At 56.5% G+C, this 15,983-nt stretch carries 13 protein-coding genes and 2 pseudogenes; 10 read left to right on the top strand and 5 right to left on the bottom strand.

Annotation, left to right across the window (positions count from 1 at the left end; all coding sequences use genetic code 11):
- The first annotated feature begins 63 nt into the window (after nucleotides 1-63).
- Nucleotides 64-249, top strand: a complete 186-nt coding sequence (locus KP701_RS15410; protein ID WP_215747491.1) for a transposase — start codon at nucleotides 64-66, stop codon at nucleotides 247-249.
- A 336-nt stretch (nucleotides 250-585) separates the two neighbouring features.
- Here KP701_RS15410 and KP701_RS15405 read toward each other — a convergent pair whose 3' ends face one another.
- Nucleotides 586-1,341, bottom strand: coding sequence for a class I SAM-dependent methyltransferase (locus tag KP701_RS15405; RefSeq protein ID WP_215747835.1), 756 nt, complete (start codon nucleotides 1,339-1,341; stop codon nucleotides 586-588).
- 101 nt (nucleotides 1,342-1,442) lie between these two features.
- Here KP701_RS15405 and KP701_RS15400 point away from each other — a divergent pair, with 101 nt between their 5' ends.
- Nucleotides 1,443-2,225: a helix-turn-helix transcriptional regulator gene (locus tag KP701_RS15400; protein ID WP_252345682.1), complete on the top strand. Its 783-nt coding sequence runs from the start codon at nucleotides 1,443-1,445 to the stop codon at nucleotides 2,223-2,225.
- A 67-nt stretch (nucleotides 2,226-2,292) separates the two neighbouring features.
- Here KP701_RS15400 and KP701_RS15395 read toward each other — a convergent pair whose 3' ends face one another.
- Nucleotides 2,293-3,189: an AraC family transcriptional regulator gene (locus tag KP701_RS15395; protein ID WP_215747833.1), complete on the bottom strand. Its 897-nt coding sequence runs from the start codon at nucleotides 3,187-3,189 to the stop codon at nucleotides 2,293-2,295.
- Nucleotides 3,190-3,370: 181 nt separating this feature from the next.
- Between KP701_RS15395 and KP701_RS15390 the strand changes: the two genes are divergently transcribed.
- Nucleotides 3,371-4,285 carry an SDR family oxidoreductase gene (locus KP701_RS15390; RefSeq protein WP_215747832.1) on the top strand — a complete coding sequence of 305 codons (915 nt, stop codon included), beginning with the start codon at nucleotides 3,371-3,373 and terminating at the stop codon, nucleotides 4,283-4,285.
- Nucleotides 4,286-4,532: 247 nt separating this feature from the next.
- On the opposite strand, the pseudogene KP701_RS15385 reads toward KP701_RS15390, so the two are convergent.
- Nucleotides 4,533-4,933: pseudogene (locus tag KP701_RS15385) on the bottom strand (transposase); the annotation flags it as partial.
- A 386-nt stretch (nucleotides 4,934-5,319) separates the two neighbouring features.
- Between KP701_RS15385 and KP701_RS15380 the strand changes: the two are divergent.
- From KP701_RS15380 to KP701_RS15355, 6 genes are all read left to right on the top strand, one after another.
- Nucleotides 5,320-6,147, top strand: coding sequence for a phosphogluconate dehydrogenase C-terminal domain-containing protein (locus KP701_RS15380; RefSeq protein ID WP_215747831.1), 828 nt, complete (start codon nucleotides 5,320-5,322; stop codon nucleotides 6,145-6,147).
- A 62-nt stretch (nucleotides 6,148-6,209) separates the two neighbouring features.
- Nucleotides 6,210-7,481: a 3-oxo-isoapionate-4-phosphate decarboxylase OiaX gene (gene oiaX, locus KP701_RS15375; protein ID WP_215747830.1), complete on the top strand. Its 1,272-nt coding sequence runs from the start codon at nucleotides 6,210-6,212 to the stop codon at nucleotides 7,479-7,481.
- A gap of 22 nt (nucleotides 7,482-7,503) precedes the next feature.
- Nucleotides 7,504-8,823 carry a four-carbon acid sugar kinase family protein gene (locus KP701_RS15370; RefSeq protein ID WP_215747829.1) on the top strand — a complete coding sequence of 440 codons (1,320 nt, stop codon included), beginning with the start codon at nucleotides 7,504-7,506 and terminating at the stop codon, nucleotides 8,821-8,823.
- A 32-nt stretch (nucleotides 8,824-8,855) separates the two neighbouring features.
- The gene (locus tag KP701_RS15365) at nucleotides 8,856-10,106 is read left to right on the top strand and encodes an MFS transporter (RefSeq protein ID WP_215747828.1); all 1,251 of its coding nucleotides are present in this window, start codon (nucleotides 8,856-8,858) and stop codon (nucleotides 10,104-10,106) included.
- Between the two features lie 92 nt (nucleotides 10,107-10,198).
- Nucleotides 10,199-11,242 (top strand): Gfo/Idh/MocA family protein, encoded by a 1,044-nt coding sequence (locus tag KP701_RS15360; RefSeq protein WP_215747827.1) that lies wholly within the window; start codon nucleotides 10,199-10,201, stop codon nucleotides 11,240-11,242.
- A 26-nt stretch (nucleotides 11,243-11,268) separates the two neighbouring features.
- Entirely contained in the window at nucleotides 11,269-13,197 is a 1,929-nt protein-coding gene (locus tag KP701_RS15355) for a hypothetical protein (RefSeq protein WP_215747826.1), read from the top strand.
- Between the two features lie 21 nt (nucleotides 13,198-13,218).
- Here KP701_RS15355 and nanR read toward each other — a convergent pair whose 3' ends face one another.
- Nucleotides 13,219-13,926 (bottom strand): transcriptional regulator NanR, encoded by a 708-nt coding sequence (gene nanR / locus KP701_RS15350; protein ID WP_215747825.1) that lies wholly within the window; start codon nucleotides 13,924-13,926, stop codon nucleotides 13,219-13,221.
- A 419-nt stretch (nucleotides 13,927-14,345) separates the two neighbouring features.
- On the opposite strand from nanR, the gene KP701_RS15345 reads away from it, so the two are divergent.
- The gene (locus KP701_RS15345; protein ID WP_215747824.1) at nucleotides 14,346-14,813 is read left to right on the top strand and encodes a type II toxin-antitoxin system HipA family toxin; all 468 of its coding nucleotides are present in this window, start codon (nucleotides 14,346-14,348) and stop codon (nucleotides 14,811-14,813) included.
- A gap of 354 nt (nucleotides 14,814-15,167) precedes the next feature.
- Here the strand turns inward: KP701_RS15345 and KP701_RS16420 are convergent.
- Nucleotides 15,168-15,952, bottom strand: a pseudogene (locus KP701_RS16420) (IS5 family transposase).
- Nucleotides 15,953-15,983 lie beyond the last annotated feature (31 nt).

Raw genomic sequence — 15,983 nt, 5'->3', positions numbered from 1 at the left:
ATTTCCGCCAGAACCTGCTGATCCACGGGATCCTGCCGGTTATGCCCTCACGAAAAGACCGCAGTGTTCCACAAAAAAACAGACTGGCGACGTTACAGGGACCGCAACCGCATCGAGCGGATGTTCAACCACCTCAAGCAGATGCGCCGCAGCGCGACCCGCTACGACAAGACCGCCCTGTCCTTCATGAGTTTCCTCAATATCGCCGCAGCAAGGCTCTGGATCAACTCTTTTGTCAACGTGACCTAGATGCCATCGTGACATATAAATAGTGGCCGCTGAAGAAAGATCCGTATGGTGCTTGGCCTCGGGCATTCCACGAACTTACAGCTCTCATTAAGTGTCCGCTATTGGGAAATCCTTCAATGACCCTCGATGACTGATATGAGGCGTAAGCGGCCGTAGGTTTCGTTACCGTTGCCATGCTGTCCGTCAGCACCACAAGTCTGATGTCTGGTGTGTTCGTTTCAAAAAACGACCTGTACGGACTCCCGGCTCACGTCTTTATTCCTCCCGATACTGAAAGACTGTTTCAAAACAGACGAATTACACATTAGGCGTTTTCCTGCAGCAACTGTAATTCCGTCACAGAGGCATCACCTGAAAACTGCTGGCGTCGATCATGAAGCTGCCATCCGCCTCAATCCCGAAATAACGCTTCACCTCTTCCGGTGCGGCCTGTTGCAGGGAACGGATGGCCACGACACGCTCAGGAGGTGTGTTCGTTCGCGCCACCCAGCTTTCGAAGTCCATACGCAGGCGATGGGTCCCGACGGTCTGAAGAACGAAACCCGCCTGCCCCAGTAAGTCCGCCCATTCGGCTACGGTATAATCCCGCACATGCGAGAGATCGCGAAGGAGTTCTATCGACTGCAGCCAGCTATCCAGCAGGGCGGAAGGAGGAGCCGTCACATCAATAAACAGGGCTGTACCCGATGGGGATAGCACCCGTCTCGCCTCCCGCAAGCCCGCTATGGCATCCGACCAGTGATGGGTCGTGAAGCGGCAGAACACGGCATCAAAGCTCCCATCCTCAAAGGGGAGTTCCTCTGCGGAGGTCTGCACTGCCGTAACGTTGGACAACCCCCGTCGTGCGGCTTCCTGCGTCACGGCATCCAGCATCGGACCGGTCACGTCGCACGCGACGACCTCTCCAACATGGGGGGCCAGCCGATAGGTGACGTGACCACCCCCGCAGCCGAGATCCAGAACGCGTCGCAACTCCTTTTTCACCACCAGGCGTTCGATCATATCCAGATCGCTGCCCTGACTGTGGACCGTGCTGGAGACATAATCCTGTGCCCGGGCAGAATAGTGCTTTGCCGCGTAAGGTTCCGTCATCTTCTTTGCCTCCGTCATCTCATCTCTCGTGAGCACCCACGCTGCCAGACATGGAAAACGGGTATAAGGTCGTCTTTTATACTGGTATAAAAACCACTATCATGCGTTTTTCCCCTGAACAGCACCGCACCCTTGGAGCCTTCCTGCGCGCGCGCCGCGATGCCCTCTCGCCCGGCGATGTGGGCTTGCATCCGCTGCCCGGACGACGTCGGGCAAAAGGGCTGCGACGGGAAGAGGCCGCCCAGCTCTGTGGCATCAGCACAACCTGGTATACGTGGCTCGAACAGGGCCGCGATGTCTCGTGCTCGGCAGCGACACTGGCGCGTATCGCTACTGCCCTGCATCTCTCGCGCGCTGAACGGGTTTACCTGTTCGAACTGGCGCAGATGAAAGACCCTGATGCGTCCCGGCCCGCTGTTGCATCCGGTCTTCCCGAACCCGTCCGGACATTCCCCGAGCAGATGACCGTTCCGTGCTATGTGCTGGATACGTTGTGGAACGCCTGCGCCTGCAACAGACCGGCCCAGGATCTCTTTGTCGGATGGCTGGATAGCGGGGAGCACAACCTGCTGCGCTACGTCTTTCTTGCTCCCTGTGCCCGGACTTTCCTTGAGGACTGGGAGAACAGTGCCCGACGGGTACTTGCAGAATTCCGGGCCGCCAGCATTCACGGCGACAGGAAGCAGGTTGAAACGCTTGTCCACGACCTGCGATCCCAAAGCCCGGATTTTGAGCGTCTTTGGCACAATCAAAGCGTACTGCTGCGAGAGGGCGGTGCCCGCAGGTTTTATCACCCGGTCAAAGGCCTCGTTGACTTTGACCAGACCAGCCTCACCTTCACGACGTGGCCGCAGTATCAATTGGTGACGCTACAGCCACGATGATGATTGCTGGAGCCACAAAATCCGACACAATCCGATGGATAGCGCCTTACACACGGGCCCTGCATGATCAGATGATAAAGGACCGAAGTTCCATCACGTCGCGTTTGGGTGCGGTCCCGAACCTGCGAACATAATCCCGACTGAACTGCGACGGGCTTTCATAACCGACTTCAAACGCGGCGTTTGAGACGCTGACGTCCTCTGACACCATGAGGCGACGTGCTTCAAGAAGACGCAGTTGCTTTTGATACTGGAGCGGCGTCATGGAGGTCAGCATTTTGAAATGCTGATGGAAAGACGAAAGACTCATGCGTGCGACAGCAGCAAGATGCTCAATCCTTACCGGCTTCGTAAAGTTGGCGCGCAGCAGATGAATGGCCTCTGCAACCCGTTGCATGTGACTGTCGGGCAGGACGAGTTTACAGACCTCGCCCGCATGAGGCCCTGTTAACAGCCAGAAACAGATTTCCCGCATGATCGCCGGCCAGAGGATCGGGAGCGCCGCAGGATTATCGAGCAGTCGTATAAGCCGTCGGATGCAATTCGCCAGATCTTCAGACAGGTCGGCGACGAAGACCCCGAGACCCTGATCATTCGACGGAACAGGCGGCTGAGCGAGTTCCGACATGACCTCACGCAGGATCCCTGCGTCCAGATCCAGAGTGATGCCGATATAGGGACATTCAGGGCTCGCCTCCGTCACACGACCAAGAGCGGGTATTTCAATGCTGACCAGCAGGAACGCCATGGCGCCATACTCGAAAATGGCATCGCCAAACTCTACCGCCTTCGCGCCCTGAAGGGTGATGCAGAGCGACGGTTTGTAGACCATGCCACTCGGCGGCGTCTTTTCGCTCAGCCTGATGATATTCAGACCGTCGAACGACGTCGTGCAAAGCCCATTCGCGCCACAACCCTGCGCGTCCAGATAGTAGGTTACAGCTCTGGCGAGAGATGAAGACATGCCTTGCTCCGGCTCAAATTCCAACTGCTCCAATCTACGCCCTGCGCATGGCCTGAGCCAGACCATTGCAGGATCGGGCAAGAAATTTGGCAGTTCGGGCATTCGTCCTCCCGATAGGCACAGCTAACTATCGACCATCACTTCCCAATAAGGGAATTTCTTACCTGTACAGGAGCCGGACATGAGCAAATGGACGACGTCAAACATTCCAGATATACATGACCGCTCATTCGTCGTAACCGGGACAGGCGGCCTCGGGTTTGAAGATGCGCTGGCGCTCGCGCGCGCCGGGGCAACGGTCATTCTCGCCGGACGAAACCCGGGCAAAGGCGCGGAAGCTGTTGCCCGGATCAAAAGGGACATTCCCAAGGCCGCCATCAGCTTTGAAGCTCTTGATCTGGCTGATCTTGCGTCAATTGCCGCGTTTGGCGAACGTCTGCGTAGCCAACACGACCATCTCGACGTGCTTATCAACAATGCCGGCGTGATGATGCCACCCACACGCAAAGTGACCTCGGATGGTTTCGAGCTGCAGTTCGGAACCAATTATCTTGGACATTTCGCACTCACCGCGCATCTGCTGCCCCTGCTTCGCAAGGGGAACCATCCGCGCGTTGTAACACTCTCCAGCATTGCTGCGCGTGACGGTCAGATCGCGTTTGACGATCTTCAGGCCGCACATAGTTATAAGCCCATGCCGGTCTATAGCCAGTCCAAGCTGGCTTGCCTGATGTTTGCGTTGGAACTTCAGCGTCGCAGCGACGCGGGAAACTGGGGGATCACCAGCATCGCAGCCCATCCCGGCATCTCGCGTACCGATCTGCTTCCGAACGGGGCTGGGGCTTCGAGCATATTGGGCCTTGCGCGGCGGATGTTGTGGTTTCTCTTCCAGCCAGCCGCCCAGGGCGCACTCCCGACACTTTTCGCCGCGACGTCATCGGAGGCAAAGGGCGGCTGTTATTATGGCCCCGACAGGCTGAGCGAGACACGGGGGTATCCCACCGCTGCCAAAATACCTCCCGCCGCACTCGACCGGCAGGACGCTGCCCGCCTGTGGGATATCTCCGAACAGCTTACCCATGTGCAATTCGGGTAAAAACAATGTCAGCTTTCGGCAGGCCGTCACCCTCGTATAGGGGGCGGCTATGAGGCGTAAGCAGCAGGTCCGCTTTCGCCTCATCCCGGACAATTCAAGCGATTGTATGGTTACCCAAAAGCAGACCTCGCCTGCTTCTGTCTTTCCCAAGTCATGGTGAACAGCAATTAACGCCTGCCTGAAGTTAACCGGCGTTCCGTAGCGTGTTATTGAACCGGTCGAACGGCATGTCGATGGCACCAGCCTATGTCAGACGTTCGCGAAACAGCCAGACCGTTTTGGTATCAGGCACGCGATATTCGATCGTCCAAGATCGAGAAAACGCATGAAGAACGGACCGTCGTTGTTCAAATACTCCATCCGTTCATCGGAGATGATTATTCATCCTCTGGATGACGAGGATTTTGAACACCAGAACCGGATCAAAAGAGGGACGGTCGCCTTTGATCCCATCCGCATAGACCAGAACCTTATCCCGGTTAAACGGAACGCCTCAAAATCCACAATCTAGGAAAACGCTTCGAGATGATTGCCAAGCCCACTCAGGCGAGCAATATCCTCTTCAACATCAAAGAAGCCCGACTGTTTCGTCCCTTCTCCCCGTCCAGGAGCAGGAGAAAGAATCACGGAGACCCGCTCAAACCCCATGGGTTTTTCGAACTCTCCAGGCGATGGCCGTTGGTATAACCCAAAATATTTCTGCAAATTCTCTTAACGACCGGCCTACGTCCCTCAGTTCGCGCGTGTCTACATTCGCGTGCCGTCAGAACAGAGGGTCGACCACGGTGTTTCCCTGCCAGCCGGAGCGGGTAATAGCTCTGATAGGTTTTTCGCCCTACTGCCTTGAGCAGCAGGATGGAAGAATGGGGCGGCTCGCCGCGCGCTTCCGCCAAACCGATGAAATTTAAAACACAAAAATAACACAGATATGGTTTGTTCATAACAAATTCGAGAGACATTAAATTGCTAGTTGATCACATCATATGATCATCATACCAGTTTAGTGTTCCCAACTTTGGTGAAGCAGACGTGGCATGACAAAAATTGCACTGTTCGGTGCTGGCGGAAAAATGGGTTTCCGGCTGGCGTCCAATCTACGACATTCGGCGTTTCAAGTGGCGCATGTCGAACCCGCAGCACCCGGGAGGGAGCGCCTCCAAACGACCCTGGGAGTTGAATGCGTCTCCGAGGATGACGCTCTCACCCAAGCAGATGTCGTGATTCTCGCTGTACCCGACACCTTGATCGGGCGTGTATCCGCATCATTGGCCGATCGGCTCTCGCCCGGCACGATGGTGATCGCTCTGGACGCCGCTGCACCCTTCGCCGGGCATCTCCCGCAGCGGGACGATCTAACCTATTTTGTCACGCATCCTTGCCATCCGCCCATTTTCAACGATGAGACCGGCATGGAGGCCAAGCGGGATTTTTTCGGTGGCGTTCACGCCAAGCAGCATATCGTCAGCGCCCTGATGCAGGGTCCCGAAGAAGCATTCGCACTGGGCGAAGAAATCGCAAAGGTCATCTGGGCCCCCGTGATGCGCTCGCATCGCGTTACGGTCGAGCAGATGGCGCTTCTTGAGCCTGGTCTCTCGGAAACCGTGGCAGCAACTTTACTGGTCGTCATGCGGGAGGCGATGGACGAGGTGATTGCGCGAGGTGTCGACAAGGTCGCCGCGCGCGATTTCCTGCTGGGCCATTTAAACGTGCTTGGCTCCGTCATTTTCGAGGAAACTCCAGGCGTGTTCTCCGACGCCTGTAACAAGGCGATCCAGTTCGGAAAACCCATGCTGATGCGTGACGACTGGCGCCGCGTTTTTGAGCCAGAGGAAATCGCCGCCAGCATCGAACGCATTACCTGACGAGCAGTATTCCTGTCCCGCCAGGTTCCTGACCTCATTTCACGATCAAAGAGTATTTGAGCATGTCCTGTCTGACTGACATGGTCGTTGTGACCTACCACATCGAAAGCGCGGGCGATCCCGAAGCGCTCGCGTACAAGATCGCGCACGATCAGTCGACAGGCACATTCGTGCCACTGGCGGGTGAAACACCAGAACTCAAGGCGCGCGTCGCCGCCCAGGTGGTGGGCATCCGCCATCTTTCGTCGGTTGGAACACCCTCATTCCCTCAGGAAGCCGGAGCGCGAGAGTATCGTCGCATTGAGGCCGATATCGCTTACCCCGTTGCAGCCGTGGGCCCCGATCTAGCGGCCATCATGACGATAACTATGGGAGGCGTATTTTCGATACGTGGCTTCAGTGGCATTCGAATTCGCGATATCGCGCTGCCCAAATCGTTCCGGAACGCTTACCCCGGTCCACAATTCGGCACATCGGGAACCCGCATGCTGACAGGCGTGGAAGGACGTCCCGTTATCGGAACAATCATCAAGCCCGCGCTGGGCTTGCGCCCCCACGAGACGGCAGACCTCGTGCGCGATCTTGTCGACGCCGGGGTCGATTTCATCAAGGACGATGAAAAACTCATGTCCCCCGCCTACTCGCCGCTCGAGGAGCGTGTGAAGGCCGTAATGCCCGTCATCTTGGACCATGAGCAGAAGACCGGTCGCAAGGTCATGTATGCATTTGGAATTTCCGCGACCGATCCGGACGTGATGATGCGAAATCACGACATCGTCGCCAATGCGGGCGGCAACGCGGCCGTCATCAATATCCAGTCGGTCGGCTTCGGCGGAATGGCCTTTCTGCGCAAGCGCAGCCGTCTTGTCCTGCACGCCCATCGCAATGGATGGGACATTCTGACGCGCCATCCGGGTCTGGGGATGGATTTCAAGGTATATTGCAAATTCTGGCGTCTTCTGGGCGTCGATCAGATGCAGATCAATGGTATTCGCGCGAAATACTGGGAGCCGGACGAATCTTTCGTTCAGGCTTTTTCCGACTGTACGACGCCGATCTTCGCTCCCTCCGACACATGCATGCCGGTCGTGTGTTCAGGACAGTGGGGTGGTCAGGCCCCGGAGACATGGCAACGCACGGGCAAGACGCTCGACCTTCTTTATCTCTGTGGCGGCGGCATCGTCAGTCATCCCGACGGTCCGGCCGCCGGCGTGCGTGCGGTCCGACAGGCTTGGGACGCGGCGGCACGCGAAATTCCGCTCGCAGTCCACGCAAATACTCACTCCGAACTTCGCCATGCCCTGGAGACATTCGGGCAACTCGACCTTGCATAGTGCAAACGATCGGAAAATGGCCATGAAACTCATGATAGCCTATTACGGCGATGATCTGACAGGATCAACGGATGTCATGGAGGCTCTCAGTCTCGTTGGCGTACCAACCGTGCTCTTCATCGAACCCCCGACGGAAAAACAGCGCGCCGTTTTCGCAGACGTGCGCGCCATCGGACTCGCTGGCACAAGCCGAAGCGAAACACCTGAATGGATGCGCGTGCATTTGCAGGCCGCCTTTCACTGGCTGCATTCTCTGGATGCGGAAATAACCCATTACAAAGTGTGCTCGACCTTTGATTCCTCACCAGAGGTCGGCAATATTGGCACTGCGTTGGACATCGGCCGCGAGATTTTTGGTCATACGCCCGTTCCGATCGTCGTGGGAGCACCTCAACTGCGTCGCTACACGGCGTTCGGTCATCTGTTCGCAGCCTTCCAGGATCGGACTTACCGCATTGACCGCCATCCCGTGATGGCGCGCCACCCTGTGACGCCAATGGCAGACTCGGATCTGATAGCCCATCTCTCAAAACAGACAGCCGCCCGTATTGTGCTAGTCGATTTTCCGACTTCACGTTCCGACGCAGCCGTTGATCGGATCGCTGCTGATGCGGAAGCCCTCCTCTTCGATGTGCTCGACACAGCCAGTCAGACGGCCGTCGGGCGTCAACTCGTGCGGCTGCAGCATAACGGTAGTCGCTTCGTGATCGGTTCGTCGGGCGTCGAATATGCACTCGCGCATGCTTGGAACGTGCACAATTTCGATCTGCCCCCGCTTTCTTTCGAGGCTCCGGGTGCAGTGGAAAAAATCGCCGTCGTCTCGGGCAGTGTCTCCCCGACAACGGCCCGTCAGATCGAGCACGCGGTCAGTCAAGGCTTCGTCCGTCTTTCTCTGGACCCGCGGGTATTTCTAGACCATGGCGCCAGGGATGCCCTGATCGACGTTACACAGGCAGCGCTGGACGCCCTAGATAAGGGACAAAGCGTGATCGTCCATACTGCGCTCGGCCCCGATACCGATTTAGGCGCCGAGCTCGCCGCCTCTGCCATGGATGGACGTCATGCTATCGGACGCGGCCTCGGCCAGCTCCTTGCCCAGTTGGTCCGACAAGCAGGATTAAGACGCGCCATCATCGCTGGTGGCGATACCTCCAGTCATGCTTTGAAGGAAATGGGGATTTACGCGCTAACCCTGTGTCTTCCACTTCCGCAGACGCCCGGCTCGCCGCTGTGCACGGCACATTCGGATGACCCTGATCTGGACGGTCTCCAGATCGCCCTCAAAGGCGGTCAGGTCGGGAACGACGTCTATTTTTCCAACATCCTGCAAGGTCTGGCCTGAAGACAGGCGAACCGGAACCGAAGAGAACGCTCATGGATTCGAAAATCGCGTATCGGAGCCTGTCCTCAAGCCCGAAATATATTTTCTATCTTATCGTGGTGGCATGCGCCGGGTGGGCGCTGGCTTCATACGATGTCAATCTTCTAGTTCTTGCCCTGCCAGAAATCGCCCAGAACCTTGGCATCAGCGAATATGAGCTCGGCATTCTCGGCTTCGTTGTCTACGGCGCACAATTTATCGTCACCCTCTTCGTGGGCTACGGTATGGACCGCTACGGCCGCAAGCGGATGTGGATGATCTGCATGAGCGGCACGGCCATCTTCACTGGAATGACCTGCCTTGTGCATAATTTCTGGGAACTTGCCACGGTCAGAGCACTGGCATCGGGCCTTGCCTACTCAGAACTTGCCGTCTCCATCACGATTGTCAACGAGCAGTTGCCTGCACGCAATCGCGGCCTTCTCTACTCGATCGTGCAGGGTGGATGGCCGCTGGGAGTTTTTCTTGCCTCTGGAGTCTACCTGATTTTCGACAGAATGGGTTGGCGCTTCGTGTTCCTTCTAGGGGTATTACCCATCCTCGCTGTGATGCTCGGCCGCGTTTTCATAAAGGAATCGGAACGGTTTGAGGAAGAAAAAATACGCCAGTCGATTGAGGGAACGAAGCCCACGCTCCGGGAACTTTTCCTCATGCCGGGCGATATTCGGCGTCAACTCGTGATTTTGTCGATCGGGTGGATTTCATACGGCGCAAGTTACGTGGCCACGAATTTCTACATCACCTACTGGCTGACGGAGCACAAGAACTTCACAAGCCATCAGGCGAGCTTCCTGATGCTTCTGTCGGGAGGCGCCGGTTTTTTCTTCTATGTCGGTGGTGGATGGCTCGGCGAACGGATAGGGCGCAAGACTGTCATCGTCCTTTCTGCCACCCTTGTGGCACCGCTGAGCCTCATTTTTCTCTACGCTCAGGCTTACTGGCTCATCGTTCTCGACTACTTCTTCCTGTATCAGATCACAAACGGCGTTTGGTCGGCTGCAGGATACGCCTACCAGAGCGAGAGCTTCCCCACACGCATTCGCGGAACCGCCGTCGGTTTTCTCGCTGCCATGCTGGTGCTGGGGTTCGTTTCCGGAAGCGTCCTCTGGACAGCAGTCGCAGGCCAGCACAATCCGACACTGACGTGGGTCGTCGTTGCCGTACTTGGATCACTTGGCATGCTCGTCACTGCGCTGCTCCGGCCCATTTCGCCGGGGCAGGAACTCGAAGCCATTGTTTCATGACGTAACCATTGGCCAGACAGGAGCGCTTTTTCCAATCGTCGCATCCGCCATTAGCCCCCGTACCTCGTTTTTCGCCCATGGAGAAGCCTATCATGACAAATACGGGTTCATCGCCGAAGATTTTGCATGGCGCTGTTGTAGGGTGTGGTTTTTTCGCTCTCAATCAACTTGAAGCATGGCGTGCGCTCGACGGTGTCGAAATCGTCGCCCTCTGCGACACCAATGAAACGCGTCTGGCCGAAACTGGTGCCCGCTTCGGAATAACGCGACTCTATACGGATATCGAGGCTTTGCTGGACGACGAAGCCATCGACTTTCTTGATATCGCCACCACTCCACCCTCTCACAGGATTCTCGTGGAGGCTGCGGCCCGGCGCGGGGTGGCGGCGATCTGCCAGAAGCCGATCGCGCCGTCTCTGGCCGACGCGCGTGCGATGGTCGAAGCGATGGCGACCTCCGGCAGGCCCTTCATGATCCATGAGAACTTCCGCTGGCAGACACCCGTTCTCGCCCTCAAGGCGCAGATCGCGGAAGGGGCCGTCGGGCTGCCATTCTGGTGCCGCATCAGCTTCCGGTCCGGATATGATGTCTACGCTCAACAGCCCTATCTCGCCAAAGGCGAACGTTTCATCATCGAGGACCTCGGCATCCATCTACTGGATGTGGCTCGCTTCCTGATGGGGGATGTCGCATCGCTTTGGGCACGGACTCAACGTGTGAACGAGACGATCAAGGGTGAGGATGTGGCGACCATCATGCTTGGGCATGTGAACGGCACCACCTCTGTGATCGATTGTTCCTATGCCAGCACCTTCGAACGCGACCCGTTCCCGCAGACCCTCATCGAAATCGACGGCACCTCCGGGTCCCTGCGCCTGACACAGGATTACAAGCTGCTCGTCATGAACAAATCCTCAGACCGCACGCTCGACGTCACGCCGCTCCTGCTCGACTGGGCGCAGAAACCCTGGTTCAATATTCAGGAAAGCGTACTCAATATTCAGCGACATTGGGTCAAATGCCTCCAAACCGAGGCGGAGCCATTCACGAACGGACGAGACAACCTGAAAACTTTCGCCCTCGTCGAAGCCGCCTATGAAAGCGCCTCTGCCGGGCGAATTATCGAGGTCTCCTGATCATGCCACGCACTCCGGAAAGTCTGTTGGTCCGACGCTTCGGCACTACGGAACCTCCAGTTGAAGCGCGCCGCCTTTGTGCCGGACGTCTTGAAGCGGATCTCGCAGACGGTCAGTTGCGCAGCATACGATACGGCGGCATCGAGATTATCCGGGGGATCAGCTATGTCATTCGCGACAAGGACTGGGGTTCTTACACGCTTAATAGCAGCGAACTGCACGTCACAGAAACACGTGGCGGTTTTTTTGTCCGTTACGAGGCGTCCTGCGTCGATACGGAGAACAGCGAACAAGCGATCAACCTCTCCGTGCGCATAGAGTGCTTCAATGAGCATGATCTTATATTTGAAGTGACGGCTTGCCCCGTGAAGGACTTCGTAACCGCACGTTGCGGTTTTACGATCCTGCATCCCCTCAACGGAACTGTTGGGCAGCCGGCTCTCGTCAATCATGCAGACGGGAGCGAAGAAAAGACATATTTCTCTGACCTCATCGAACCATGGCAGCCCTTCAAAAATGTCAGAGCGATCACTCATTACCCCAAGGACGGCCTATGCGTTTCGTGTCGCATGGAAGGCGATGTCTTCGAGACGGAGGATCAGCGTGCGTGGTCAGACGCATCATTCAAGACATATGTGCGCCCTCTGGCATTGCCTTGGCCTTATATTCTGCCAGAGAAAAAGCCGTTCAAACAATCCGTCAGGCTACGTATTCGTGACGAGAGAAATGGTATAAAGGAAGGCGAGGATCAGTCCTTATCCCCTGCCACCCTGAAGCTGGGCCCACCCATTGGCCGGATGCCGGATATTGGCCTCATACTCACGCCAGAGGTCGCATTATCACAACAGATGACGAGAGAACGAATTCGCGAAATCAATCCGCGCCTTCTTCTGCTGCATTACGATCCCGCCGCAGGGCATGATCGCGCCGCGCTCCAGCGTCTCAAAACCCTCACAGACCACCTGGGAGACGACCTTTCCTTTCACAAGAGGCTGGAATTCGCGGTCCCCATCGACGAGGCCCCGCAGATCGTCATAACCAGACTGCGCGCGGATCTCGATGCAACAGGCCTCAAGATCGACTCACTTATGCTTTGCCCGGATGTAGATCGACAATCAACGCCGCCGGGAAGCGCCTGGCCCGCATGTCCTTCACTGGAAACGATCTATGCAGCCGCGAGGACGATCTTTCCGGACCTGTTACTGGGCGGCGGCATGATGAGTTATTTTACCGAACTGAACCGCAAAAGGCCGCCAAGAGAACTTCTAGACTTTGTGGCCCACGGCACGAGCGCGATCGTGCATGCGGCTGATGACCTCTCTGTCATGCAGACCTTGCAAACACTGCCGGATATTACCCGCTCCACGCGGCAAATCATCGGCGTGTCCATGCCTTATCATATCGCACCCGCATCCATAGCCATGCGTCAGAACCCCTATGGCGCGCGACTGATTCCTAATCCCGCCCGTCATCGGCAGCCCATGACGGATCGTGACCCCCGTCAGGCAGGGACGTTCGCTGCGGCATGGCAAGTCGGCTATTTCGCGGGAATAGCGTCGGAAACCGTTGAAAGTGTGACGGTCGGTATCGTCGATACGCCGATGAGTCTTTGGGACAGGGAAACGATCTTTCCCATCCATCATACGTCGCGCGTTTTGTCTGAAGCGTCTGGAAGGACGTCATATGCATGCCAACTGGACAACTCGCATATTTTTTCAGCACTTGCATTCGAGAAGCCGTATGGAGCCCGACGCGCAGACGGCGTTTCCTGCCCGCATTTGTTACTTTCGAACCTGACGGACGAGCCACAGGAGCTTATCATCGATGACCACAGAGAAGCGAGGATCATCATGCGTCTTGATGATGAAGGCGATGACTTTTCAGAAAGGCCCCTCCGCGATGGATATGTGACACTCTCGCCCTATGCCACCATGCTGGTCGTTCTGGGACTCTAAACTTCGAACTTTGTCCCGCTGTCAGAGACGATGGGGATGCACAAACAGATCGGCACTGCGGTCAAGGTGGCGAACCATCGCCTGCTCGGCAGCATCAGGATCCCGTTGAGCCAGAGCCTCGAGAATGTCCTCGTGCTCAACGATGGTGACATTCTCCTTTCCAGACCAATGCAGCATTTCAACATGAAACGTCTCCAGCCAGCCCAACATATTCTTTGCGACGCTATAAAGCAGGGGATTTCCGGCAATACGCGCAATCTCAATGTGAAAGCTCATGTCGCATTGAATGAACTGCGGGATGTCGGTCAGCGTGGCCCGTTGATCCGCAATCTTGGCGGCAAGGCTGTCGATATCGCTTTTTGTCGCTCGCTCCGCCGCTACCCGTATCAATCCACGCTCGAAGAGTTTGCGGGCCTCAATGAGATGCTGAAGAGACGTTTCGGAAGAGGCCAGCAAAATACGCGTCGGGAGATCAATCTGCCGAAAAATCGACGTTTCATCTGGATGAGCAATCCTCGCTCTCTCGCCGTGTACGATTGTGATCAGTCCATGATGTTCCAGCCGCTGGAGGGCCTCGCGTATCGCGGGCCTCCCGACGCCGAAAACAGCCATCAGTTCCCGCTCCGAGGGAACAAGGCCGTCATTCGAAAGCGTTCCGTCAAAAATCTTCGTTTTGAGACGATCAAAGATTTCGTCGGACAGCTTTCTTCGCTCTATCGGCTTCTCCATTCTTTACGTTTTATCTGAAAATCAACAAAGGATTAAGGAGAAAATAACCGCCCTCATGCAGAACCTGCGGATTAGCTTGCGACACGGATGACTGTGGTCCGGATCTGGAGTTGGCATCAAGACAGATATGTCCTCAACGCCACACTGACGAAAAAGCGGATCCGTGCCGTCGTCGGTATCACGCCGGTCAATCTCGGTCGTCTGTTCCGGGAAGGGTTCAGTGGCTACGATCCACTTGGCGCTATGGCGACGCAACGGACGAAGGAGGCACGAGGCGGCAAGGAGCAGGTGAACGAACTGCTTCTCCCCAGTGCGGAAGCGGCACATGCGAACGGACTGACTGACCGGGACGTGCTGGAAGCAACCGATTACTACAAAACTCCGACCGCTTTTTTAGCGCCGAGGAGACCGAAGACGAATTGCCGTCCCTTCTTCCAGTCGCCACGTGTCTGGGAGGAGCAAAGCCCAAGGTCTCCATTCAAGATCAGGACGGACATCCGGCCATTGCAAAATTCCCAAAGGAAACAGACGACTATTGCATCGAGACCTGGGAAGCGATTGCCTTAAGGCTTGCAGATCAGACAGGAATCCCTACTGCCGCACACCGACTGATCGAAGTCTCAGGAAAGCGTGCCCTGCTGATGCAGCGTTTTGATCGGATAAGAGAACAGCGCATCCCTTTCCTGTCTGTCATGGCGATGCTGGGGCGTCAGGACGGCGAAAGCGTCAGTTATCCCGAAATCGCAGAGATGCTTTTTCTCCACGACTCACAAGGCAAAGCAGAAGCTCAGGCACTCTATCGGCGCATGGTCTTCAATGTCCTGATTTCGAATGTGGATGACCATCTGCGCAATCACGGCTTCCTGTGGTCCGAAGACAGGGGTTAGCATCTCTCTCCAGCTTATGACCTCAACCCTGTCCCTTCCGACATCAAGGCACGGATCCTGAGCACCCATATCGATCTGGACGACGGCACCTGCTCTTTGGATCTTCTGGAAGCCGCCTCTGGCTATTTTGAACTGTCTTTAGACCAAGCTCGCAGCCTCATCCGAGACGTAGCCACGGTCACTGCCACCTGGCGTAACGTGGCCAAAGCCGCGGGCGCGCGAGGAAGCGAAATCAATCGAATGGCCAGTGCTTTTGAGCATACGGAGCTCAGGCGTGCCCTACGCCTATAAGGAACCTCTATGCTCTATCGCTTGAAACCATAGACATTGTTCTACGCTACTAACCATCTGATCCTAGGCCACGTTGACAAAAGAGTTGATCCAGAGCCTTGCTGCGGCGATATTGAGGAAACTCATGAAGGACAGGGCGGTCTTGTCGTAGCGGGTCGCGCTGCGGCGCATCTGCTTGAGGTGGTTGAACATCCGCTCGATGCGGTTGCGGTCCCTGTAACGTCGCCAGTCTGTTTTTTTTTGTGGAACACTGCGGCCTTTTCGTGAGGAAATAACCGGCAGGATCCCGTGGATCAGCAGGTTCTGGCGGAAACCGTCGCTGTCATAGCCCCGATCAGCCAGCATGGCCCTGGGGTTTGGAACCGGTAATGCCATCAAGGCTTCTGTTGTTCTGTAATCCGAGACCTGCCCGCCTGTGAGGACAAAGCCAGGAGGACGTCCCTGATTGTCGCATCGGGTGTGGATTYTGCTCGTAAAGCCGCCGCGTGACCGACCAGAAGCTTCCGCATGAGCCCCCCTTTTGCCCCAGTGGCCTGCGAATGGGCACGGACTACGGTGCTGTCGAGCATATGCTGCCAGTCATCGGTCAGCCCCAGCTCTACCAGGGTTTGCAGTAGGGCATCCCACACGCCCTGTTCGGCCCAACGGCGAAACCGGACATAAACGGAGTTCCACTTGCCGTAGCGTTCATGCATGTCACGCCAGGGACAGCCGGTCCGCAGAACATGCAGCATGCCATTGAGAAACAGGCGGTTGTCTCCGGCTGGACGGGCCCAACGTCCACGCTCAGAAGGCAGAAGCGGGCCAATCACCGCCCATTCATGATCCGTCAGATCGCCTCGTGCCATGCCTGTTCTCTCTGCTCCTGACCCCACAGAC

Origin of the sequence: Gluconobacter sp. P1C6_b (assembly GCF_018811945.1) — a bacterium.
Lineage (GTDB): Bacteria > Pseudomonadota > Alphaproteobacteria > Acetobacterales > Acetobacteraceae > Gluconobacter.
This window is presented reverse-complemented; position numbering and strand designations above follow the sequence as displayed.